A 24,173-nucleotide genomic window follows, 5' to 3' on the forward strand; every position below is an offset into this window, starting at 1 on the left:
GTGAGGGTCAGCCCGTCACATGCGACGAAGGGATTTTGGGAGCACCCGAAGCGGGCCGGGCAGGCTTGAAGTTCAGTGCCTGCTTTTCTAGCAAATGCCAGGACAGCACGGCCAGCAGGCCCGTGCCGGCCACGGTGCAGGCCAGAGCTGCGCCATAGCCGAGCCGGTCCGCGAAATGCCAGACCACCAGCTGCTGCACGGGAAAGGCGTAAATGTACAGGCCGTAAGAGAAATCGCCGAAATGCCCTGCATGCTTGAGAAGGGGCGTGGATGCCGATCCTGCCACCACGGAAAAAACTGCAAGCGCCAGCAAGGGTGCCTGGCCCGCAATGATCGCCGGGCCTTTGAAGTAGAGGACGGCAAGCAGCAGCAGCATTGCAGTCATCGCCAACGGGCGGCGCTCTATCCACAGATGGCGCCAGCAGGCCAGCGTCGCGCCCAGCGCGAACACCATGCCGTATTGCAGTCCGAACGACCAGGCAGGCATGGCAGCACCCGGCGCTGGGCTGTAGTGCCACTGCATGCCCAAAAGCAGCGCAAGAAATGCCAGGGGAGCAACCCAGGGCCAGCGCATCACACCCAGGGCTCCGGCTGCAGCAAGGAAGGCATAGCAGCCCACTTCCAGCGGGATGGTCCACAAGGGACCATTGACCGATGAAGCCAGCACGTTGCCATCAAATACGCCCGGCAGCGCAAACTGTGTGTCCAGCCACAGGTTGCGCAGATAGTCCCACGTCAATGGATGCGCGAGATAGGCCTTCAAGGGCAAGGTAGTGACCAAGGGCCCGAGCACGAAAGCGCAGAGCAGGACGGCTGCGATGAGGCCGGGCCAGATACGCAGCGCCCGGCGCGCCGCAAAGCGCCCCAGATGCGGGTCAGCCAGCCAGGACAAGGTGACGAGATAGCCACTGATGGCAAAGAAGATGACCACGCCCAGCGCCCCGGGCTCGTTGTGCAGGAGCTGGGGAACCGGCAAGCCCATGACCGCGAACTGATGGCTCCAGATGACCAGCAGTGCGGCCAGCAGTCTCAGCGCGTCGAAATTGTTGGATCGCGCCGAAGTGCCGGCACCATGGGCCTGCATCAACTCAGACGCGGCGCGCCAGCTCGGCCGCCTTGCCCACATAGGAGGCAGGCGTCATGGCCAGCAGGCGGTCCTTGTCGGCCTGGGGGATTTCCAGGCCGTTGATCAGGCGGTGCAGGTCTTCGGCCTGCACGGTCTTGCCGCGCGTGACTTCCTTGAGCTTTTCGTAGGCGCCCTGCACGCCGTAGCGGCGCATGACGGTCTGGATGGGCTCGGCCAGGACTTCCCAGGCGTTGTCCAGGTCTTCCTGCAGGCGCTCTTCGTTGAGTTCGAGCTTGTTCAGGCCGGTCATCAGCGAGCTGTAGGCCAGCGTGGCATAGCCCATGGCCACGCCGATGTTGCGCAGCACGGTCGAATCGGTCAGGTCACGCTGCCAGCGCGAGATGGGCAGCTTTTCGGCCAGGTGCTTGAGCAGGGCGTTGGCCAGGCCCAGGTTGCCTTCGGCATTCTCGAAGTCGATGGGGTTGACCTTGTGCGGCATGGTCGAGGAGCCGATCTCGCCGGCCTTCAGGCGCTGCTTGAAGTAGCCCAGGGACACATAGCCCCAGACATCGCGCGAGAAGTCGATGAGGATGGTGTTGGCGCGCGCGATGGCGTCGAACAGCTCGGCCATGTAGTCATGCGGTTCGATCTGGATCGAGTAGGGCTGGAAGCTCAGGCCCAGCCCCTGGGGCTCGGGCGACTCGATCACGTTCTTGCTGAAGGCTTCCCAGTCGAACTCGGGCCAGGCGGAAAGGTGGGCGTTGTAGTTGCCGACGGCGCCGTTCATCTTGGCCAGGAGCTTGACCTCGGCAATGCGCGCTGCTGCCTTTTCCAGGCGCACCAGCACGTTGGCGATTTCCTTGCCCACGGTGGTGGGGCTGGCGGTCTGGCCGTGCGTGCGGCTGAGCATGGGCACGGCGGCATAGGCATGGGCCATCTCGCGCAGCTTGGCCGTGATGCCGGAGATTGCGGGCAGCAGCACGCTGTCGCGGCCGGCACGCAGTTGCAGCGCGTGGCTGGTGTTGTTGATGTCTTCGCTGGTGCATGCAAAGTGCACGAATTCGGCGGCCTTGAGCAGCTCGGGACGGCCGTCGAACTTGCCCTTGATCCAGTACTCCACGGCCTTGACGTCGTGGTTGGTGGTCTTTTCGATGTCCTTGATGGCCACGGCATCGGCCTCGGAGAAGTTCTTCACCAGGTCCTGCAGATAGACGCGCGCGCCTTCGGACAGGGGCTTGAACTCGGCAAAGCCGGCATCCGACAGGGCGATGAACCAGGTGACCTCCACCTGCACGCGGCGGTGCATGTATCCCATCTCACTCATAATCGGGCGCAGAGGAGACAGTTTGGCGGCGTAGCGGCCGTCGAGCGGGGACAGGGCGGAGATGTGCGGCAGATTCATGGGCCGTGATTGTAGGTGCGCGCGGCAAAAACGGGGGCCGAGGGGGAGATCGCCGGGCAGCGCATAGAATCTGCTGCCCGCCCATGGGCCGCCTCTTCGCCACGGAAAATTGCCATGAAACTGATAGGTTCCTCCACCAGCGCCTACGTACGCAAGGTACGCGTCGTACTGGCAGAGAAAAGGCTCGACTATCAGTTCGTCGAGGAAAACCCCTGGAGCCGCGAGCTGTCGCCCGGCACCGGCAACCCGCTGGGCAAGGTGCCGCGCCTGGTCATGGACGGCAGCGATGCCATGTTCGACTCGCGCGTGATCGTCGAATATCTGGACACACTTTCCCCGGTAGGCAAGCTGATCCCCGGCACGGGGCGCGAGCGCGCCGAGATCAAGACCTGGGAAGCACTGGCCGATGGCCTGCTGGATGCCGGGGCGCTGGCCCGCCTCGAAGCCACCTGGGATGGCCGCAGCGAAGAACAGCGCTGCCAGGCCTGGATAGACCGCCAGCTTGCCAAGGTGCGGGCTGCACTGAACGTGATGTCCCAGGGGCTGGGCGACAAGCCGTATTGCTGCGGCATCCACTTCACCCTGGCCGACGTGTGCGTGGGCTGCGCACTGGGCTGGCTGGACTTTCGCTTTCCCGAGCTGGACTGGCGCGCCGACCACCCCAATCTGGCCGCACTGCAGGCCAAGCTGGCCGAGCGTGCCAGTTTTGCAGCCACGCGCCCTCCCCAGCCTTGACGCCGCACCAGCCCGGGAATGCAAAAAGGCCACCCGATGGGTGGCCTTTTTGCTGGCATAAAAAAGTTGCGAAGCATCCCGAAACGAATAAAGAGAGGGAGGGAGGAGAAGCGCTTCGGGCGGAACAGTTCAGGACTGTGGCCCCAGAGGCTTCGCAACGTGAAATTCGGTCTGGGTACTCTCTCTCAACAAGCTGTTCAATAGATGAGCTACTTTTGCAGAAGTTCCAGGGGTCGTGGGCAGGAAAAATGTAACATTTTGAGGATGCCCGCGATCCTGCTGTAGGCCAATTTCCACGGATGCTGAAGTGAAGGCGTTCGCAGCCGCAAGCCGCCTTCTTTGCTTCACATCGTCAAGCCGCAACGGCGTTGGCGAAAACCGCATCCCACAAGGCCTTGACGGGCGCACTCAGCGGCTCGGCCTGCCCTGGCACCAGCTGTGCCGAGCGCTCATCCAGCCGTGCCACGTGCTGCAGGCGGCGCAGTTCGCGATAGGCCCGGGCCGCCTGCTGGCCTACGCCGGCCGGGATCAATCCTGCCTGTTCGGCGCGCTGCAGCAATGCGATATTGCCGAGGTTGGCCATCAGTTCCGGGTGCGAGGCTGATTGCGAGAGCACGAGGTACTGGACCGCGAATTCCACATCGACCATGCCGCCCGGGCTGTGCTTGACATCGAACAGGCCGCCGCGCACCGGATGGGCGCCGCGCACGCGTTCGCGCATGGCGACGATTTCGTCGCGCAGCGCCGAGGGGTCGCGAGGCGCGGTGATCACAGCCTCGCGCACGGCATCGAAGCGGGCCTGCAGATCGTCACTGCCCAGCACGAAGCGCGCCCGCGTCATGGCCTGGTGCTCCCAGGTCCACGCCGTGTTGCTGCCGCGCTGCTGCTGGTAGTTGGCATAGGAGGCGAAGCTGGTCACCAGCAGGCCCGAGTTGCCGTTGGGGCGCAGCGCGGTGTCGATCTCGAACAGGTCGCCCTCGCCCGTCTTGACGGCCAGCCAGTTGATGAGCTTGCGCACAAAGGCGGCATAGATCTCGGAGGCGTGCTCGTCTTCGTCATCGAAGACGAAGACGATGTCCAGGTCGCTGCCGTAGCCCAGCTCCTTTCCGCCCAGCTTGCCGTAGCCGATGATGGCGAACTGCGGCGACTCGCGGTGGCGGTTCTTGAGCCGGCTCCAGCACCAGCTGGCCGTCACCCGCAGCACGCAGTCGGCCAGTGCGCTGAGATCGTCCGCCACCTGCTCGACCGTGATGCGGCCTTCGATATCGCGCGCCAGCGTGCGAAAGACCTCGGCATGGTGGGCGCGGCGCAGCAGGTTCAGCAGGGTTTCGTCATCGTCCTCGCCCGTGGCCTGCAGCGCGGCCAGGCGCAGGGCCAGCTCATGCTCGAAGTCCATGGGCGAGAAACGCTCGCCCAGCATGGCTTCGTTGGCCAGCTCGTCGATCACGCCCGGGTGCTGCTGCAGGTAGCGCGCGGGCCAGCGTGCCGCGCCCAGCAGGTCCAGCAGCCGCTCGTGCACGGCGGGGCGCTCCAGCAGCAGGGCCAGATAGCTTTCACGGCGCAGCAGCGGCTCCAGCCAGTTCAGAAAGCGCAGCGCGGCGTCTTCGGGCACGCTGCGCTCGGCCACCCATTGCGCCGTGCGCTGCACGAGTCGAAACAGCCGGCCGCGCGCCTCGTCGCGCAGGTTGGCGATGCGGGCATTGCCGCGCCAGTCGGCCACATGGGCGGCCAGGGCTGGCGGCAACTGCTCCATGAGGCCGTCTATCTCGCGCGGCGTGCCCTGGGCGGGGCTGCGCGCGCCATTGCAACGGCCCGAGCCGCACTGGGGCTGGGCCGAGCCGCCCAGCAGGGTGTCGAATTCCTCGGCCACCTTTTCGCGATGGGCATCGAGCTGGTGCAAAAAGGCGCAGGCATCGGCAAAGCCCATGGTGCGCGCAATCCATTCCAGGTCATCGTCGCGGGAGGGCAGCACATGGGTCTGCTGGTCGTCCAGGTACTGGATACGGTGCTCGACACGGCGCAAAAAGGTGTAGGCCGAGCCCAGGGCGTCGGCCACTTCCTGGCTCATGAGGCCGGCGCGCGCCAGGCGGCCCAGCGCCTCCAGCGTGGGGCGGCAGCGCAGTTCGGGGAACTGACCGCCACGCACCACCTGCAGCAGCTGCACGGTGAATTCGATCTCGCGGATGCCGCCGCGCGAGAGCTTGACGTCATTGGAGCGGCCCGGATGGCCCGCGCTGCGCCGCGCCGCATGCTCGCGGATCTGGCGGTGCAGCGAGCGCAGCGCATCAAAGACCGCGTAGTCCAGGTAGCGGCGAAAGACAAAGGGCAGGACCACGGCACGCAGCGCCTGCACCTGCTGGGAGCGCACGCAGTCCATGGGCGCCACGACGCGGCTCTTGAGCCAGGCAAAGCGCTCCCACTCGCGTCCATGGGTCTGCAGATACTCCTCCAGCGAGGCCAGCGAGACGGCCGAAGGCCCCGAGTTCCCGTTGGGACGCAGCGCCAGGTCCACGCGGAAGACAAAGCCGTGCTCGGTGGTGTCGCCGATCAGGCCGTAGATGCCCTTGACCACGCGCGCGAAGTACTCGTGGTTGGAGATCACCCCGCGCCCATCGGGCAGGCCGGCGGTGTCGCCGTCCTGCTCGTAGACGTAGATCAGGTCGATGTCGCTGGAGACGTTGAGCTCGCGTGCGCCCAGCTTGCCCATGCCGATGATCCACAGCTGCACTGGCCGGCCGTCGGGGCCTTGAGGCGCGCCATGGCGCGCGTCGAGCTCGGCGCGCGCCTGGATGCAGGCGCGCTCCAGCGCCAGCTCGGCCAGTTCGGTCACGGCGCGCGTGACCACGGCCAGCGGCGCCTGCTGCTCGCAGTCGAGCACCATGGTGCGCTCCATGACCAGCTGGCGCAGCACACGCAGCGCAGCCGACAGATCCAGGCCACGCTCCAGCAGTGCCGCCAGGGCCTGCTCCATGGACGCGCGCTCGGGCGGACCCGGCGGCAAAAGGCTCAGCTCGTCGCCATAGCGACGGTGCAGCCGTTGGTGAAAACGGGAATAGGCGGCCTGTGCGGGGACATTCAAGGCCGTACCTGCCATTGCGTGAACTGAGGATTGCATACGGAACGCGAAAGAAGCGGCCACTCACGCGCAGAGGGATTGCAGCAACCCTTGGTTACCGCCCAGGCCCTGAGGGCGCCGGTCATAATTCCCGTCATAGCTGATGCCGCCGATGATCGAACCGAAACCGCACCCCACACGCCTGACCCGTTGGATGGCCGGCCTTGCGCGGTGGTCACTGGGGCTGGTCCTGGCCTTCTGGCTGGTCCTCGCCTCCGTGTGGGGGGTGCTCCATGGCTGGATTGTGCCGCGAATCGGCGAATGGCGTCCTCAGCTGGAATCCCTGGCCTCACGCACGCTGGGCCTACCGGTTCGCATAGGCAGCATCACGGCCCGCAGCGAGGGATTGGTCCCCCGCTTCGAGCTGGGCGACGTGGTGGTGCAAGACCCCGAACATTCGGCAGACGCCCTGCGCCTGCCCAGCGTGGTGGTCGCCGTTTCGGCACGCTCGCTGATGCGCCTGGGCGTGGAACAGATCTACATAGACCGTCCTGAACTCGTGGTGCGCCGCGCGGCCGATGGCCGAGTCTTCGTGGCCGGCATCGAGATCAGCCCTTCGGCCGGCGGGGACAATGCCGCCGCCGACTGGCTGTTTTCCCAGACCGAACTGGCCCTGCGCGGCGGCAGCCTGCTGTGGTTGGACGAACTGCGCCAGGCTCCGCCGCTGGCCTTGCGCGATGTGGACCTGGTGCTGCGCAACAAGGGCTGGGGCCACGGACTGCGCCTGGATGCCACGCCGCCCGAGGGCTGGGGCGAGCGCTTCATGCTGACCGGCCTGTTCCGCGAGCCGCTGCTGTCCACGCACGAGGGCAACTGGCGCCGCTGGAGCGGCCAGGCCCATGCGATGTTCACGCAGATCGACCTGTCCCAGCTTGGCCAGTACATAGACATCTCTGGCTTGCGCCTGCAGCAGGGCCGGGGCGCGCTGCGCGCCTGGATAGACCTGCGCCAGGGCCAGCCCGTGGGCGCCATGGCCGACGTGGCCGTGAACGCGCTGCAGCTGCAGTGGCGCGAAGACCTGCAGCCGCTGAAGCTGCAGGCCCTGACGGGCAGGCTGAGCGTGCAACACCAGGACGGCTGGCGCTTCGCTGCGCAGAACCTGGAATTTTCCACGGGCGACGGCCTGCACTGGCCGGCTGGCAATCTGCGCGCGCGCTACAACCCCGCCGGCGCCAGCACGCAGGGGGCGCTGGGTGAGCACGGCGAGTTCCAGGCCGATGGCATTGACTTGGCCATCCTCGCCCAGCTGGGCCAGCGCCTGCCGCTTCCAGAGCAGGTGCAGCAGCACCTGGCCGATCTGGCACCGGCCGGCCGTCTGCACCAGTTCCAGGGAAGCTGGCGCGGCCCGCTGGAGTCCTTGCAGCAGTACAAGGCCAGTGGCGAACTGCAGCAACTGTCGATCAACGGCGTGGCATCGTCCGAAGGCCCCGCGGCGCCGGGCATGCCCGGCCTCAAGGGCCTGAACGCGCGCTTCTCGCTGGACCAGGACGGCGGCCAGGCCCAGCTGGAGATGGAGGGCACAGAGCAGCGGCCGGCGTCGCTGTCGTTCCCCGGCGTGTTCGAGGAGCCCGAGATCCCGCTGCACCGCCTGCAGGCCAGCCTGCGCTGGCAACTGCGCGGCCAGGCCATCAGCGTGCAGGTGCCCAGCCTGCGCTTTGCCAATGACGACACCGAAGGCGAGGCCCGCGCGCAATGGCATACCGGCGACGGCAGCGACAGGCAGCCGCGCTTTCCCGGCGTGCTGGACCTGCAGGGCCAGCTGCGCAACGCCGACGGCACGCGCGTGCACCGCTACCTGCCGCTGGAGATTCCCGCCGACGCGCGCCACTATGTGCGCGAGGCCATACACGCCGGGCGCGCGAGCACGGTGAACTTCAAGGTGCGCGGCAACCTGGACCACGTACCGGCCGACAAGCCCAGCCAGGGCGAGTTCCACATCGCGGCCAAGCTGCATGACGTGCACTATGAATATGTGCCGCCCCATCTGCTCACGCATGGCGAGGCGCCCTGGCCGGCCCTGGTCGATCTGTCCGGCGAGCTGGTGTTTGACCGCTCCTCCATGGCCGTGCGCAATGCGCGCGGCCAGTTCGCCGGCTATCCGCAGCTGCAGATGCGCGACATCCAGGCCAGCATTCCCAACCTGGCCCACACCGAGGTGGCCGTGACCGCCAAGGGCCAGGGCCCGCTGGCCGACATGCTGGGCGTGGTCAAGACCTCGGCCCTGTCGGCGCTGACCGGGCACGTGCTGGACGGCAGCGAGGCCACGGGCGCCGCGCAACTGGCCCTGCAACTGCAATTGCCCATCGACCATCTGGACCGCAGCAAGGTGTCCGGGCAGGTCACGCTGGCGGGCAACTCCCTGCAGCTCGATGATCAGACGCCCCATCTGAGCCAGCTGCGCGGGGCCGTCAAGTTCTCAGAAACCGGCTTCTCGCTGGCCGGCCTGCAGGCGCGCGCGCTGGGCGGTGAGCTGCGCGCCGATGGCGGCATGCAGGCGCTGGCGCGCAATGCGCCGGCCACCGAATCGTCCGTCAAAGTGCGCGTGCAGGGCACGGCCACGGCACAGGGGCTGCGCGAAGCCAGGGAACTGGGCTGGGTGGCCGACCTGGCCCGCCATGCCGAAGGCCAGTCGCCCTATTCCCTGCTGCTGAAGGTGCGGCGCGGAACACCCGAAATCCAGGTCCAGTCCAGCCTGCAAGGCATGCGCATCAACCTGCCCGCCCCGCTGGGCAAGGCGGCGGAGTCCATCCAGCCATTGAACGTGAGCCACCAGCTCGCACCCGCCAGCTTCACCTCGCCCGATGCCCCGCTGCGCGACCAGATCAGCGTGCAACTAGGCGACACGGGCTCGGTCTTCTATGAGCGCGACATCAGTGGCAAGCACAGCCGCGTGCTGCACGGCAGCATCCTCATCGGCCAGGAAGCGGGCACCGCCCCCACTTCGGGCCAGGGCGTGCAGGCCCATGTGCAGTTGCCGCTCTTCAATATCGACGACTGGCTGGCGCTGGCGCCGCAGTCCAACGGCGCCATGCCAGAGCCAGCCGACGCCGCCACGGACCCTGCGCGCGAATACCTTCCCGATCGGCTGAGCCTGCGCGTCAAGCAACTGCAGGCCAAGGGGCGGCAGCTGCACGATGTGGTGGCGGGCATTTCGCGCGATGGTGGCTCGTGGCACAGCAACCTCACCTCCCAGGAGCTGGATGGCTATGTGGGCTTTCGCGAAGGCACGGACGCCCAGCCCGAAGGGCAACTGGTCGCCCGGCTGTCCCGCCTGACGGTGCCGGAGGCCAAGTCCGAACGCGTGGACGCCCTGTTCAACGAAGGGCCGCGCCAGCTGCCGGCGCTGCAGATCGTGGTGGACGACATGCACCTGTCGGGCCATGCGCTGGGCCGCCTGGAGGTCGAGGCCCGCAACCGCCCCGTGCCCGGCAACGCGGCGGCACGCGAATGGCAGCTGTCGCGCTTCAACATTTCCACGCCCGAGGCCACGCTGACGGCCAACGGCCAGTGGCGCCTGCCCCAGGGGCAGTCCGAGCATCCGGGGCGCAGCCAGCTGCAGTTCCAGCTGGACCTGCGCGACGTGGGCAAGCTGCTCACGCGCTTTGACATGCCCGGCGTGGTGGGCAATGGCAAGGGGAGCCTGCAGGGCTCGGCGGGATGGACGGGCTCGCCCATCACGCCCGATTTCCGCAGCCTCTCGGGCTCCATGCACCTGGATGTGCAGACCGGCCAGTTCCTCAAGGCCGAACCGGGCCTGGCCAAGCTGCTGAGCGTGCTCAGCCTGCAGGCGCTGCCACGCCGGCTGACGCTGGATTTCCGCGATGTCTTCAGCAACGGCTTTGCCTTCGACTTCATGCGCGGTGATGTGCAGATCACCGATGGCGTGGCGCGCACCAACAACATGCAGATGAAGGGCGTCAACGCCGCCGTGCTGATGGAAGGCACGGCAGACCTGGTCCAGGAGACGCAGAATCTGCACGTGGTGGTGGTGCCCGAGATCAACGCGATGACCGCCTCCCTGGTGGCCACGGCCATCAACCCCGTGATCGGCCTGGGCAGCTTTCTGGCGCAGGTGCTGCTGCGGGGCCCGCTGATTGCGGCAGCCACCAAGGAATTCCGCATCGACGGCAGCTGGGATGATCCCCAGGTCACTGCCTTGCCGCGCCGCCGGGCCGCAACGCCCTCTGACACACCGTCGCGCACGCCCTCCACCGCCACCGAGTCAGCCCCTTCAGGAGAGAACCCATGAAAATCGCAGCCCTGCAAATGGTGTCGGAACCCGATGTGCGCGCCAACCTCGACCAGGCCATGGCCCTGCTGCGTCAGGCGCGCGAGCAGGGCGCCGAACTCGCGGCCCTGCCCGAATACTTCTGTGCCATGGGCCTGCGCGATACCGACAAGCTGGCCTATCGCGAGAGCTTCGGCCAAGGCCCCATCCAGGACTTCCTGGGCCGCGCCGCGCGCGAGCTGCAGCTGTGGATCGTCGGCGGCACCCTGCCCCTGGTGGCCGATGACGATGCCCACGTGCTCAACAGCTCGCTGGTGTTCTCGCCCCAGGGCGAATGCGTGGCGCGCTACGACAAGATCCACCTGTTCCACTACGACAACGGCCGCGAGCGCTACACGGAGGCCGCCGTGGTCCAGGCCGGCCACACGCCCGTGACCTGCGACATCACCTCGCGCGAGGGCGAGTCCTGGCGCCTGGGCCTGAGCGTGTGCTACGACCTGCGCTTTCCCGAGCTGTACCGCCGACTGGCCGAGCAGGGTGCCGACCTGCTGCTGGTGCCCGCCGCCTTCACCCACATCACGGGCCTGGCCCACTGGGAGGTGCTGCTGCGCGCCCGCGCCATCGAAAACCAGGCCTACCTGCTGGCGCCCGCCCAGGGCGGCCACCATGAGAACGGCCGCCGCACCTGGGGCCACAGCCTGCTGGCCGACCCCTGGGGCATGGTGCTGGCGCAGCAGGCCGAGGGTGCCGGTGTGGTGCTGGGCGAGATCAAGCGCGAGCGCTTGGCGCATGTGCGCCGCCAGTTGCCGGCCCTGGAGCACCGCGTCCTGTGAATCCGCTGCACCTGTCCACGCCCGCCCCTGCCGAAGGCCGCTGGCCCTGGCGCCGCTGGCGCACTGCCTGGCGGCGCTGGTCGCTGTGGAGCCTGCTGGTCGCTTTGGTGGCCAGCATGCTCATCACCATGGTCTGGCTGGCCGGACGCTATGAGGCCTCCCAGGTCCAGGACAAGCTGGAGCGCGACACCGCCAATGCCGTGGCAGACATACGCGCCGCCCTCAACCGCAACCTGCAGGACCTGCAGGCGCTGAACGCGCCCGACAACGACCCTGCCGAGTGGAAGACCCGCGCCGCCGAGCTGCTGCAGGTGCGCCGCGAGCTGATGCGCATCGAATGGCGCGATGCGGGCCTGCAGATCCGCTCCCATGCCGAGACGCCCTACCGCAACGTGCAGTGGGAAGACCAGCTGCGCACGCAAAACACCCATCCGGAGGCCGTGCTGACCTGCACCCACGCGCGCCGCCTCAACGGCCCGGCCTACTCGCCCAGCTACTTCCAGCTGCTGGCCGAAGGCCTGGGCACGGAGATGATGGAGGTCTGCCTGCCATTGACGCAAAGCGGCCACATCATCGGCTTTGTCATCGGCACCTACAGCCTGCAAAGCCTGCTGATCACCCAGGTCAGCAAAAACCTGCCGCGCACCCAGGAAGTGTCCTTCACCGAGCCGGACGGCACGCGCCTGGCCCTGCTGGGCGCCTCCTGGCGCGGCACGCGCATGTTCACGGCGCAGCAGCTGCTGGACCTGCCGGGCAGCACCCTGGTGCTGCGCATGGACAGCTGGCACCGCGCGCCCAGCGTATTCCCCAACGTGCTCACGGCCCTGGTGACGCTGATGTCCATCGCCCTGGTGTCCGTGGTCGCCGTGCTGGTACGCGACAACCGCCGACGCCTGCGCGCCGAGCGCGATCTGGGCGATGCGCTGGCCTTTCGCAAGGCCATGGAGGACTCGCTGGTCACGGGCCTGCGCGCGCGCGATCTGCAGGGCCGCATCAGCTATGTGAACCCGGCCTTCTGCAGCATGGTGGGCTTCACGGCCGAGGAACTGCTGGGACTGAGCATTGCGCCCTACTGGCCGCCCGAGCGCGCCGAGATCTACGCACGCCGGCGCGACAGCCGCCTGTCCGGCAACGCCCCGCCGCCGCGCGAGGGCCATGAAAGCATCTTCATGCGCAAGGACGGAACGCGCTTTCCGGTGTTGATCTTCGAGGCGCCGCTGATCAATGCCCAGGGCCAGCACACCGGCTGGATGAGTGCCTTCATCGACATCAGCGAGCAAAAGCGCATGGAAGAGATCTCACGCGCCTCGCAGGAGCGCCTGCAGGCCACGGCCCGCCTGGCCACGGTGGGCGAGATGGCCTCGCTGCTGAGCCATGAACTCACCCAGCCGCTGGTGGCCATCTCCAGCTACGCCACGGGGTCGCTGAACATGCTGGGGAGCGACGATGGCACGGGCACGGGCACAGGTGCAGGTGCAGGTGCGGGCAGCGCCATCTCGGACCATGAAGCCCGGCTGCGCCAGCAACTGCAGGACCTGCGCATGGCCATGGAGCGCATCAGCTTCCAGGCCGACCGCGCAGGCCGCGTGATCAAGAGCGTGCGCGATTTCGTGCGGCGGCGCGACCAGTCCCGCGAAGTCATAGGCGCCGCCGAACTCATAGACGCCGTGCTGCCGCTGATCAGCCTGCAGGCACGCAACCTGGGCGTGCGCGTGACCACCGACATCGAGCCCGGCCTCCCGCCCGTGCTGTGCGATCCGACCATGATCGAGCAGGTGCTGCTCAACCTGGCGCGCAACGGCATGCAGGCCATGGACTCGCCCGAGACCATGGAGCGCGAGCTGCAGCTGCGCGTGCGCCGTGCGGCCGCCAGCACGCGCCGCAGCTGGGTGGAGTTCGCCGTCATCGACTGCGGCACCGGCATTCCCCAGCATGTGGCGGAGCAGCTGTTCACGCCCTTTTTCACCACGCGCAACGAGGGCATGGGCCTGGGCCTGAGCCTGTGCCGTACCGTGGTCGAGCAGCATGGCGGCCACCTGCAGCACAGCCCCCATAGCCCGCGCGGAACCGTCTTCGCCTTCACGCTGCCGGCGCACAGCCCTGCGCAGGTGCAGGCATAGATGGCACCAATGGAACAAATGGAACAAATGGAACAATAGGCCCATGGAACCTGTACCCGACGCCACCGTCTACATCGTCGACGACGACACCGATGTCCGCGAAGCGCTGGCCTGGCTGCTGCGCTCGCGCCGCCTGCTCAGCGAATGCTATGACAGCGCAGAGGCCTTCGACGCCATGCTGCAGTCGCGCCCACCGCCACGCAATCCCTGCTGCCTGCTGCTGGACATGCGCATGGGCGGCATGAGCGGGCTGGCGCTGTTCAACCTCATGCTGGAACGCAACCAGATCGCAGGCATGCCCGTGATCTTCCTGACCGGCCATGCCGACGTGCCCACGGCCGTGGACACCGTCAAGCGCGGCGCCTTCGACTTCTGCGAGAAGCCTTTCTCGGACAATGCCCTCGTGGACCGCATCGAACAGGCGCTGGAACTGTCGGCCCAGCACCAGGCTGAAACCCGTGCGCGCGAAGCCGTGCGTGCACGCTTCAACGAGCTGACGGAGCGCGAGCGCGACGTGATGCGCCTGGTGGTCGAGGGCATTCCCAACAAGCTCATCGCCGACCAGCTGGACATCAGCGTGCGCACCGTCGAGGTCCACCGCGCGCGCGTCTTCGACAAGATGCAGGTCAAGTCGGCCGTTGAACTGGCCAACCTGCTGCGCACACACGGCTGACCCCTTCAGAAATACGTGGCAATCACGTCCACCACGTCATAGCGGTCATTGACGACGGCCAACTGCCGCCATTTGTCAAAGGTCAGGCAGGGGTGGGAGATGTCGAAGGCCAGCATGTCGCCTATGCGCAGGCCATCGTCCTCGGCCACCTTCAGGAAAGCATGCTGGTCCATCATGGCCGTGACCTCCCAATGGGGCGGTGTGGCCACCGGCGCGGCATCACCGGGGCGGTAGCGCAGCGCGGGCCGGGGCGGCACGGCCTCGAAGGCGGTATCGCGCTTGCCCAGCGCCACGATGGCGCGGCCGGGCTCGGGCAGCGACTGCACATAGGCCCAGACCTGCAGCGCAGGCTGCAGGCTGGCACGCATCTGCTGCGCCACGGGATTGGTCTGGTCGATGCGCCGCTGCGCTGCCTGGTAGATGCCCGCGTCATGCGTGAGATAGCAGCCCGGGCGCAGCACCAGATCCAGCGGACCGCCAATGTCGGCCTTGCCGAACTCCTGGGCCACCACGTCATACCAGGCCGAGCCGGCGCCAGTGAGCACGGCCGGGCTGCGCTGCAGCCGGCCCTCACCCGCCAGCCGCTGGAGCCAGTCCACGGCCCGTCGCAGCAGGGTGCGGATGGGTTCTTCTTCCTTGAGCACGCCCTCGTAGACCTCGATCCCGGCCAGTCGCACGCCGGCACCGGCCCGGGCCAGCGCGTCCAGCAGCGGCTGCATCTGCGCATCGGAGCGAACGCCCGTGCGCCCGCCGGGGGGGCCCAGTTCGATCAGCACCTGCACGGACCGGCCCGCTGCGCCAAAAAAGGCGGCCAGCTGCTCGACCTGCTCGGCACAATCGACCAGGCAGAAGAACTCGAAGCCAGGATCGGCCAGCAGCTCGGCCACGGCCGCCATGTTGCGCCGGCCGATCAACTGGTTGGCCATGAGCACGCGGCGCACGCCATGGGCATGGGCCACGCACGTCTGCTGAGCGGTGGCCAGCGTGATGCCCCAGGCGCCCGCGTCGATCTGCTGGCGGAACAGGCGGGGCGCCATGGTCGTCTTTCCGTGGGGCGCGAGCTGGGCGCCGTAGGCATCCACAAAGCGCTGCATCCAGGCCAGGTTGTGCGACAGGCGCGACTGCGACAGCACGGCCACCGGCAAACTCAAGTCTTCCCGCAGCAGATTCCACCCCTGCGCGGCAGCGTCCTGCGGCGCGCAGGGGGCGGACAGCGCGCCCAGGCCCTTGTCGAGCGGGCTGACCACGTCGGCCGCGCCCGCTGTGCTTGCTTCACTCATACGACTCCCCATTGATGGATGGGAGCCAGCATAGGGCAATGCCGGTGCCCGCCCAAGCAAAAACGCCCCGCGTTGCGGGGCGTTGCATCTGGCACAGAGCCCGGGTCAGCGGGGCTGCTGGTACTGCGGCTGCTGTTGATACTGAGGCTGCTGGTGCTGCTGCGGGATCTCGCCCACGAAGATCTCCACGCGGCGGTTCATGGCACGGCCGCTGGCCGAGTCGTTGGAAGCCACGGGCTGGTGCGAGCCACGGCCTTCGGTGGCGATGCGGGCGCCCGAGACGCCGCGCATGGTCAGGTAGTTGCGCGTGCTGTTGGCGCGGTCCAGCGACAGCGGATTGTTGATGGCGTCAGAGCCGGTGCTGTCCGTGTGGCCGATGATGCGCACCTCGGCATTGGGGTTGTTGCGCAGGCCCTCGGCGAAGCGGTCCAGGATGGGAGCGAAGTTGCCCTTGATGTCGGAACGGTTGGTATCGAACGAGATGTCGCTGGGAATGTCGAGCTTGAGCTGGTTGTCAGCCGTCTGGCTCACGTTCACGCCCGTACCCTGGGTGGCCTGCTCCATCTCGCGCTTTTGCTTTTCCATGTTCTGCGACCAGATGTAGGTGCCCAGTGCACCCACGCCAGCGCCGATCACGGCACCCGTGCCGGCCCTGCCGCCGGTGACGGCGCCCAGCACGGCGCCGGCTGCAGCGCCCACGCCAGCGCCCGTGGCCGTGCGGCGCTGGGTGTCGCTCATGTTCGCGCAGCCGGAGATGAACAGTGCGGCCGCCGTTGCGGCGGCCAGAACGATGTGCTTGCGCATTGGAAACTCCTTTTGAATCTTGGGAACGCACCGTGCGGTAGCGCCAGGGTCCCCATTGTGGAAAGCAGGCTGCGCACAGCCTATCAGTGCGGGCAGGGCATACCCGTAGGACGGCGCCCGCTCCGCGAGGCTGCCTCCACGGCCGTCACGGGCCGCTGCGATCCTGCCCGGGAGAGGGTTTGTCTGGAGACGGATGCGAATCCCGTGGCGTGTCCACGGGCAACTCGCCCTTGCGGCGTCCGGAGAACATGGTCCACCACACAATAGCGACCAGAATCACCAAGGCCAGCAGTGCTTCGAGCAAAATCAACCCCATGAATTTCCACCTCCTGCGCCATGCCGCGATGGCGCTGATTGTAGGGACGCTGGTCGCCTGCACGACCACCACCAAGCCGGTCTACGACCCCTCGCCCGTACCCGATCTGCAGCCGGGCGGCTCTCCCGCCGTCACGCCCAGGCCCCCGCTGGTCACCAACACGCCCACCAAGAGCCGCTGGATCGCGGCCGACTGGAGCGAATTGCCCGGCCTGCAGGAGGACGCGCTGCACGAAGCCTGGAATGCGTGGCTCAAGAACTGCGAACGACCCAGTTCGGTCTTCGCAGGCCTGTGCCGCGATGTGCGCCAGCTGAGCATCGCCACGGGCGACGAGCAGCGCGCCTGGCTCATGGCCAATCTGCAACCCTACCGCATCGAGGCGCTGGGCGGCGGCCCGGACGGCATGCTGACCGCCTACTACGAGCCGCTGTTCGAGGCGCGGCGCCTGCCCGGCGACGGATTCAACGTGCCGCTGTACAAGACGCCGGCCGGCGCCGGCTTCGGCAGCCGCAAGCCCTGGTTCTCGCGCCAGCAGATCGAGACCCTGCCAGAGGCCCAGGCGGCCCTGGCAGGCCGCGCCATCGCCTGGCTGCGCGACCCCGTCGATGCGATGGTGCTGCACATCCAGGGATCGGGGCGCCTGAACATCACCGAGCCTACAGGCGCGCAACGCACGATCCGCGTCGCCTTTGCGGGCACCAATGACCAGCCCTACAAGAGCGTGGGCCGCTGGCTGCTGGACCAGGGACTGGTGCGCGACGCCACCTGGCCCGGCATCAGCGCCTGGGTGGCCGCCAACCCCGGCCGCGTCAATGAAATGCTGTGGAGCAACCCGCGCTACGTCTTCTTCCGTGAGGAGCCGCTGGAAGGCCTGGACCTGCAGTTCGGCCCCAAGGGCGCCCAGGGCGTGGCCCTGACGCCAGGCCGTTCCATCGCCGTGGACAAGCAGAGCATCCCCTACGGCACACCGGTCTGGCTGTCCACATCCGGGCCCACCGTGGCGCTGAACCGCCTGGTCTTCGCCCAGGACACGGGCAGCGCCATCGTCGGCGCCGTGCGCGCCGACTACTTCATGGGCTGGGGCCCCGAAGCCGGCGACCTGGCAGGCCGCATCAAGCAGAACCTGCGCCTGTGGGCCTTCTGGCCGCGCGCCCTGGCGAGCCAGGCACCGCACTTGAGGTGACCCCCTGAGCGGCTACGCCGCTTCCTCCCGCTTTGGGGTGCGCCGGTTTTATCCTTTGCGCCAAGGCTCGCCCCGCATGGCACAAGACCAGCGCAGACACACCTCTATCCACTGTCCCTCGCTCTGGCGCGGCCCAACGCCAGGGGCGCCGAGCAAGAGCCGCCTCGCTGCGAGGGCGCCGTCCCCCTCTGGGGGAAGGCGCGCAGCGCCTCAGGGGGTATCGAAGTACCTCGTGACGCGCGGCGGTTCCTTGCCCTTGTGATACGCCAGCTTGCGGTCGCGCAGCGCCACGTCGGCGGCGGTGACGCGGTCGAAGCGGCGAAGGTGCTCGGTCCATGACTCGTCGATGATCTGCTCCACGTAGCGCTCCGGGTGGCTCATGCTGTGCAGCAGGCTCCAGCCCAGCGCGCCCTGGCGCATGCGGCTGCGGCGGCTTTCCTGCATGAGGGCGCGGAAGGCCTCGGCCTGGGTGGGGTCGATCTGGTACTCGATGGTGACGACCACGCGGCCGGCTTCGGGGATGTTGACCTCGGGGCGCTGGAAGGCCTTGGAGGGGCTCAGGTCCTCCTCGATCTGGCGGTCGCGCACCAGGCGCTGCACCAGCAGCATGCAGGCCACGCCGCTGGCGGCGGCCACCATGAGGCTGCCGCGCACGCCCACCATGCTGGCCACCTGTCCCCAGAGCGCGGCGCCTGCCGCCGTGCCGCCCATGATGGACATCTGGTAGATGGACATGCCTCGCGCCCGCACCCAGTTGGGCAAGGCCATCTGGGCCGAGACGCCCAGCACGTTGGCCGTGGAGATCAGCGCCATGCCGGCCAGCATCATGGCCGGCACGGCCATGTAGACATTGGGCGACAGGGCCACGGCCAGCGTAGCCAGCGCATGCACGGCAGAGCCCGACCGGATCAGCCTTTCCTTGGACATGGCCTGGCGCAGGCGCGGCAGGAACATGGCGCCCACGATGGCGCCCGCCCCCATGGAGGCCAGCAGCAGCGTGAAGGTCTCGGCGCCGCCCCCGCCCTCGGTCGGGCCGTGCAGGCGCTGGGCCACCAGGGGCAGCAGGGCCATCACCGCCGTGCACTGCAGGAAGAAACACACCGTACGCGCCAGCACCGCATGCATGCGCGGCGACTCGCGCACGAACTGCAGGCCCACGCGCATGGCCGAGGGCAGGCGCTCGCGGCCCAGCGGGTTGGCCACGTGGCGGCGCTTCCAGCGGATCAGCACGATGCCCGAGATGACGGACAGCACGGCATTGAGCACGAACACCCAGGCACTGCCCAGGCTGGCGATGATGGCGCCCGCCACCAGGGGTCCGATGATGCGCGAGGCGTTCATGGCCACCGCGTTCAGCGCCATGGCCGAGGGCAGGTGGTGCTTGGGCACGAGTTCGGGAATCAATGCCGAGAACACGGGCCAGCGCATGGCCAGGCCGATGCCGTTGGCAAAGGTCAGCACCAGCAGCCAGTGCGCCGTCATCCGGCCCGAGAGCACGAACAGGCACAGCACCAGAGCCACGGCCGCCACCCAGAACTGGGTGACGATGAAGTAGCGGCGCCGGTCCAGGATGTCGGCCAGCGCACCGCTGGGCAGGCCCAGCAGGAAGACGGGCAGCGTGGAGGCCGATTGCACCAGGGCCACGAGCACGGGCGAGGTGGTCAGCGAGGTCATGAGCCATGCCGCCGCCACATCGTTCATCCACATGCAGGTATTGGCCGCCATCCAGATCAGCCAGAGCATGCGGAAGGTGGGGCCGGACAGCGGCGCCCAGACGCCCTGCTGGGCCTGGGCCGTCTTCTGGCCTTCGGCCTCGGCGGCCGCCCTGTCGGCAGCGGCCATGCCGGACGGGTCCTCGAGCAGGGTGCCCGGCGCCCCCGCGCCCGAGGGCTCGGCCGGGGGCTGGGTGGAAGGCTCGGTTTCTGAGGCGGGTGGCTGGGCGGGGTCTGGTGTTGATTGTTCTGCGGCCATGTGTCCCGATTCTCGGGCCAAACGCAGGGTGGCGCCAGAAATGGTTGCCTTACTAATAACCACGACCACCGCCTTGTACGACAACCGTTTTTCGCTCCTGCTACAGGAGCACACTGTCGCTTCGGCGCGACCTTCATAGGCCAGTCCGCCGGCCTGCGGCTACTGGCCCGGCAGTCCCTGGCCCGCCATGGGTCCCAGCTGGGACAGCGGCAGCGCATGGCTGGACTTGATCTCGCCCAGCGAGAAACTGGTCTGCATGTCCTTCACGTTGGGCAGGTTCAGCAGCGTGTTGCGCGCGAACTGCGCAAAGCTGTCCAGGTCGCGCGCCACCACCTGCAGCTCGAAGGTGCCGGTGCCGCTGATGTAGTGGCAGGTGACCACCTCGGGCAGCTTGCGGATGGCGTCCTCCATCTCCAGCGTCAGCGTGCCGGCCGTGCGCACGGCGTCCAGCCGCACGAAGGCCAGCACGCCCAGGCCGATCTTGTGGCGGTCGATGTCGGCGTGGTAGCCGCGGATGAAGCCCGCTTCTTCCAGCGCCCGCACGCGGCGCCAGCACGGCGCGGCCGACAGGCCCACGCGCTGGGCCAGCTCGGCATTGGTCAGGCGCGCGTCGGCCTGCAGGTGGCCGAGGATGGCAATGTCGAATTTGTCCAAAGTTTGCACAAAACACCATTTTCAAGAAAGATCCTTGCTCAGGATACTTGAAACGGCGCAAAGAAAGCAAAGACCTATCAGACGAGCACGAATACACTGAAAAAAGGCGATTTGGTTCAGACAACGAGTGCCGTGCATGCCTCTTTCCCGTTCCGGGCAGGACATGACAGGGCGCCGACCATCGATGGAGACAAGCCATGAATGCCCCACTGCCCGAAGACGTGCGCCGCGCCCTGGAGACGGTCACCCTCGACGACAAATACGCTCTGCAGCACGGCCGTGCGTTCATGAGCGGAGTACAGGCCCTTGTGCGCCTGCCCATGCTGCAGCGCCAGCGCGACGCTGCAGCGGGCCTGAACACCGCAGGCTTCATCAGCGGCTACCGGGGCTCCCCGCTGGGCGGCTATGACCAGGCGCTATGGGCCGCGAAAAAGCACCTCGAATCCAACAACATCGTCTTCCAGCCCGGCGTCAATGAAGAGCTGGGCGCCACGGCCGTCTGGGGCACGCAGCAGCTGGATCTCTATCCCGAGACCAAGAAGTTCGACGGCGTCTTCGGCCTGTGGTACGGCAAGGGCCCGGGCGTGGACCGCTGCTCCGACGTGTTCAAGCACGCCAACATGGCGGGCACGGCCCGGCACGGCGGCGTGATCGCGCTGGCCGGCGACGACCACATCAGCAAGAGCAGCACGGCCGCCCACCAGAGCGACCACATCTTCAAGGCCTGCGGCACGCCGGTGTTCTTTCCCAGCAATGTGCAGGACATCCTGGACATGGGGCTGCATGCCTTTGCCATGAGCCGCTTCTCGGGCCTGTGGTCGGGCATGAAGACCATCCAGGAGGTGGTCGAGTCCTCGGCGAGCGTCTCGGTGGAGCCGGACCGCGTGAACATCATCCTGCCCGAGGACTTCCAGATGCCGCCCGGCGGCCTGCACATCCGCTGGCCCGATGCGCCGCTGGAGCAGGAGCAGCGGCTGATGAACTACAAGTGGTATGCGGCCCTGGCCTATGTGCGCGCCAACCGGCTCAACCACAACGTGATCGAGGGCCCCAACGACCGCTTCGGCCTGATCGCCAGCGGAAAGGCCTACAACGACATGCGCCAGGCCCTGGCCGACCTGGGCCTGGACGACGACACCTGCCGCCAGCTGGGCATACGCGTGCACAAGGTCAACGTGGTCTGGCCGCTGGAGGCCACCATCACGCGCGACTTCGCGCGCGGCCTGCAGGAAATCCTGGTGGTGGAGGAAAAGCGCCAGGTCATCGAATACCAGATCAAGGAAGAGCTGTACAACTGGCGCTCCGACGTGCGGCCCAACGTGGTCGGCAAGTTCAGCGACGAACACGGCGGCGAATGGTCGGTGCCCAATCCCAGCCAGGACTGGCTGCTGCGCCCCAATGCGGACTTGACGCCGGCCCTCATCGCGCGCGCCATCGTCCAGCGCCTGACCAAGATCGGCGTGCCCGAACACATCGCCCAGCGCATGCACGAGCGCATTGCCGTGCTGGACGCCCGCGAGGCCGCGCTCAAGGTGGCCCAGAGCCAGCCCACGGGCGACCGCGTGCCATGGTTTTGCAGCGGCTGCCCGCACAACACCAGCACCCGCGTGCCCGAGGGCAGCCGCGCCGTGGCCGGCATCGGCTGCCACTACATGACGGTGTGGATGGACCGCTCCACCAGCACCTTCACGCAGATGGGCGGCGAGGGCGTGACCTGGGTGGGCCAGGCGCCCTTCACCAAGGACGCCCATGTCTTCGCCAACCTGGGCGACGGCACCTACTTCCACAGCGGCCTGCTGGCGATACGCCAGAGCATCGCGGCCGGCGTGAACATCACCTACAAGCTGCTGTACAACGACGCCGTGGCCATGACGGGCGGCCAGCGCGTGGGCGAGCGGCCCGAGGGCCATTCGGTGCTGCAGATCATGAACAGCCTCAAGTCCGAGGGCGTGGCCAAACTGGTCATCGTCACCGACGAGCCCGCCAAGTACGACGGCGTGGCGCTGGCCGAGGGCGTGACCGTGCACCACCGCGACGAGCTGGACCGCATCCAGCGCGAGTTCCGCACCCTCAAGGGCTGCACGGCCATCATCTACGACCAGACCTGCGCCACCGAAAAGCGCCGCCGCCGCAAACGCGGCACGCTGGCCACTCCCGACAAGACCGTGGTCATCAACGAATTGGTCTGCGAGGGCTGCGGCGACTGCTCGGTGCAGTCCAACTGCCTGTCGGTCGAGCCGGTGGAGACCGAGTTCGGCCGCAAGCGCCGCATCAACCAGAACACCTGCAACAAGGACTACTCCTGCGTGAAGGGCTTTTGCCCCAGCTTCGTCACCATCGAAGGCGGCCAGCTCAAGAAGCCCAAGAAGGAGAAGAAGGGCGACCTGTCCATGCTGCCCGCCATCCCGGAGCCCGTGCTGCCGGTGGCCGAGCAGGCCTGGGGCATTGTGGTGGCCGGTGTCGGCGGCACGGGGGTGATCACCATCGGCTCGCTGCTGGGCATGGCGGCCCACCTGGAGGGCAAGGGCGTGATCACCCAGGATGCGGCCGGCCTGGCGCAAAAGGGCGGCTCCACCTGGAGCCACATCCAGATCGCCAATCGTCCCGAGGCCATCTACACCACCAAGGTGGACATGGCCAAGGCCGACCTGGTGATCGGCTGCGACCCCATCGTCACGGCCACGCCGACCACCATGTCCGTGATGCAGCCGGGCCGCACCTTCGTGGCGCTCAACAGCCATGGCTCGCCCACGGCAGCCTTCGTCACCAACCCTGACTGGCAGGCACCGGACGACCGCTGCGCCAGCGCACTGGCCCAGGCTGTGGGCCCCGAGCTGCTGGGCAGCTTCGACGCCGAGCAGGTGGCCGTGCAGCTGCTGGGCGACAGCATCTACACCAACCCGCTGATCCTGGGCTACGCCTGGCAAAAGGGCCGCGTGCCGCTGTCGCATGCGGCGCTGATGCGTGCCATCGAACTCAACGGCGTGCAGGCCGACAACAACAAGGCCGCCTTCGAGTGGGGCCGCCGCTGCGCCCATGACCTGGCTGCCGTGCGCGCCCTGTTCCAGACGGCCCAGGTGATCCAGTTCGTCAAGAAGCCTTCGCTGACCGAGATGGTGGCCAAGCGCGTGGACTTCCTCACGGCCTACCAGAACGCCGCCTATGCGGCCGAGTACCAGGCCTTCGTGGACAAGGTCCATGCCGCCGAGCGCGCCGTGGCGGGCTCGGGTACGCGCCTGTCGCAAGCCGTGGCCCGCTATCTGTTCAAACTCATGGCCTACAAGGATGAGTACGAGGTCGCGCGCCTGCACACCGATGCGGCCTTCAGCCAGCGCATCGCCAGCATGTTCGAGGGCGACTACCGCGTGGTCCACCACCTGGCGCCGCCGTCGTCGGCCGCCAAGGACGAGCAGGGCCATCTGGTCAAGAAGTCCTACGGTCCCTGGATGCGCAAGGCCATGCAGGTGCTGGCGAAGATGAAGGGCCTGCGCGGCACGGCGCTGGACCCCTTCGGCCGCACGCAGGAGCGCCGCACCGAGCGCGCACTGATCCAGGAATACCGCCAGTGCATCGAAGGACTGCTGTCCGAGCTCACGCCCGAGCGCCTGGCGCTGGCCGTGGAGATCGCCAGCATTCCCGAGGACATCCGCGGCTACGGCCACGTCAAGGAGCGCAACCTGGCTGCGGCCCGCACCAAGTGGAAGGCGCTGATGGCACGCTGGAACGCCCCGTCACGGGGTGCGGGCAGCACGGGACAGCCCGCAGTCGGCGTGGCCTGAAACCACACGGACAG

The 24,173-nt window shown here is 67.6% G+C and carries 15 protein-coding genes; 7 read left to right on the plus strand and 8 right to left on the minus strand.

Going from position 1 to position 24,173, the window contains the following annotated elements:
- Positions 1-7: 7 nt before the first annotated feature.
- On the minus strand, positions 8-1,084 hold the full coding sequence (locus PO605_RS25235; protein WP_047474587.1) for an acyltransferase family protein: 1,077 nt from the start codon (positions 1,082-1,084) through the stop codon (positions 8-10).
- Positions 1,085-1,088: 4 nt separating this feature from the next.
- Entirely contained in the window at positions 1,089-2,468 is a 1,380-nt protein-coding gene (gene purB, locus PO605_RS25240) for an adenylosuccinate lyase (RefSeq protein WP_017404067.1), read from the minus strand.
- A gap of 114 nt (positions 2,469-2,582) precedes the next feature.
- On the opposite strand from purB, the gene PO605_RS25245 reads away from it, so the two are divergent.
- The gene (locus tag PO605_RS25245; RefSeq protein ID WP_016449378.1) at positions 2,583-3,203 is read left to right on the plus strand and encodes a glutathione S-transferase family protein; all 621 of its coding nucleotides are present in this window, start codon (positions 2,583-2,585) and stop codon (positions 3,201-3,203) included.
- A gap of 352 nt (positions 3,204-3,555) precedes the next feature.
- On the opposite strand, the gene glnE is transcribed toward PO605_RS25245, so the two are convergent.
- The gene (gene glnE, locus PO605_RS25250; protein ID WP_047474565.1) at positions 3,556-6,297 is read right to left on the minus strand and encodes a bifunctional [glutamate--ammonia ligase]-adenylyl-L-tyrosine phosphorylase/[glutamate--ammonia-ligase] adenylyltransferase; all 2,742 of its coding nucleotides are present in this window, start codon (positions 6,295-6,297) and stop codon (positions 3,556-3,558) included.
- A 133-nt stretch (positions 6,298-6,430) separates the two neighbouring features.
- On the opposite strand from glnE, the gene PO605_RS25255 reads away from it, so the two are divergent.
- From PO605_RS25255 to PO605_RS25270, 4 genes are read left to right on the plus strand one after another with little or no spacing between them, the layout of a single operon-like run.
- Positions 6,431-10,567 (plus strand): YhdP family protein, encoded by a 4,137-nt coding sequence (locus PO605_RS25255; RefSeq protein ID WP_047474563.1) that lies wholly within the window; start codon positions 6,431-6,433, stop codon positions 10,565-10,567.
- Positions 10,564-11,379 (plus strand): carbon-nitrogen hydrolase family protein, encoded by an 816-nt coding sequence (locus PO605_RS25260; protein WP_016454246.1) that lies wholly within the window; start codon positions 10,564-10,566, stop codon positions 11,377-11,379. Before PO605_RS25255 ends, PO605_RS25260 begins: the two co-directional genes overlap by 4 nt.
- Complete coding sequence (locus PO605_RS25265) at positions 11,376-13,499, plus strand: two-component system sensor histidine kinase NtrB (protein WP_047474562.1); 2,124 nt, start codon at positions 11,376-11,378, stop codon at positions 13,497-13,499. Before PO605_RS25260 ends, PO605_RS25265 begins: the two co-directional genes overlap by 4 nt.
- 43 nt (positions 13,500-13,542) lie before the next feature.
- Complete coding sequence (locus PO605_RS25270; protein ID WP_012202778.1) at positions 13,543-14,172, plus strand: response regulator transcription factor; 630 nt, start codon at positions 13,543-13,545, stop codon at positions 14,170-14,172.
- A 5-nt stretch (positions 14,173-14,177) separates the two neighbouring features.
- On the opposite strand, the gene PO605_RS25275 is transcribed toward PO605_RS25270, so the two are convergent.
- The 3 genes from PO605_RS25275 to PO605_RS25285 all read right to left on the minus strand — a co-directional run bounded on the left by PO605_RS25275 (position 14,178) and on the right by PO605_RS25285 (position 16,572).
- Entirely contained in the window at positions 14,178-15,452 is a 1,275-nt protein-coding gene (locus PO605_RS25275) for an amino acid deaminase (RefSeq protein ID WP_047474560.1), read from the minus strand.
- A gap of 105 nt (positions 15,453-15,557) precedes the next feature.
- Positions 15,558-16,256, minus strand: a complete 699-nt coding sequence (locus tag PO605_RS25280; RefSeq protein WP_016454249.1) for an OmpA family protein — start codon at positions 16,254-16,256, stop codon at positions 15,558-15,560.
- Between the two features lie 145 nt (positions 16,257-16,401).
- On the minus strand, positions 16,402-16,572 hold the full coding sequence (locus tag PO605_RS25285; RefSeq protein WP_016449371.1) for a hypothetical protein: 171 nt from the start codon (positions 16,570-16,572) through the stop codon (positions 16,402-16,404).
- On the opposite strand from PO605_RS25285, the gene mltA reads away from it, so the two are divergent.
- Positions 16,571-17,755, plus strand: coding sequence for a murein transglycosylase A (mltA, locus tag PO605_RS25290; RefSeq protein WP_017404060.1), 1,185 nt, complete (start codon positions 16,571-16,573; stop codon positions 17,753-17,755). The genes PO605_RS25285 and mltA overlap by 2 nt on opposite strands.
- A gap of 210 nt (positions 17,756-17,965) precedes the next feature.
- Here mltA and PO605_RS25295 read toward each other — a convergent pair whose 3' ends face one another.
- Both PO605_RS25295 and PO605_RS25300 read right to left on the minus strand, forming a co-directional pair.
- Positions 17,966-19,726 (minus strand): MFS transporter, encoded by a 1,761-nt coding sequence (locus PO605_RS25295; RefSeq protein ID WP_374006324.1) that lies wholly within the window; start codon positions 19,724-19,726, stop codon positions 17,966-17,968.
- Between the two features lie 159 nt (positions 19,727-19,885).
- Entirely contained in the window at positions 19,886-20,389 is a 504-nt protein-coding gene (locus PO605_RS25300; protein ID WP_016449368.1) for an Lrp/AsnC family transcriptional regulator, read from the minus strand.
- 188 nt (positions 20,390-20,577) lie between these two features.
- Between PO605_RS25300 and PO605_RS25305 the strand changes: the two genes are divergently transcribed.
- A complete protein-coding gene (locus tag PO605_RS25305) occupies positions 20,578-24,159 on the plus strand; it encodes an indolepyruvate ferredoxin oxidoreductase family protein (protein WP_047328048.1) in 3,582 nt (1,193 codons plus the stop codon).
- Positions 24,160-24,173: the final 14 nt, after the last annotated feature.

Source organism: Delftia sp. DT-2 (assembly GCF_028401915.1).
GTDB lineage: Bacteria > Pseudomonadota > Gammaproteobacteria > Burkholderiales > Burkholderiaceae_C > Comamonas > Comamonas tsuruhatensis.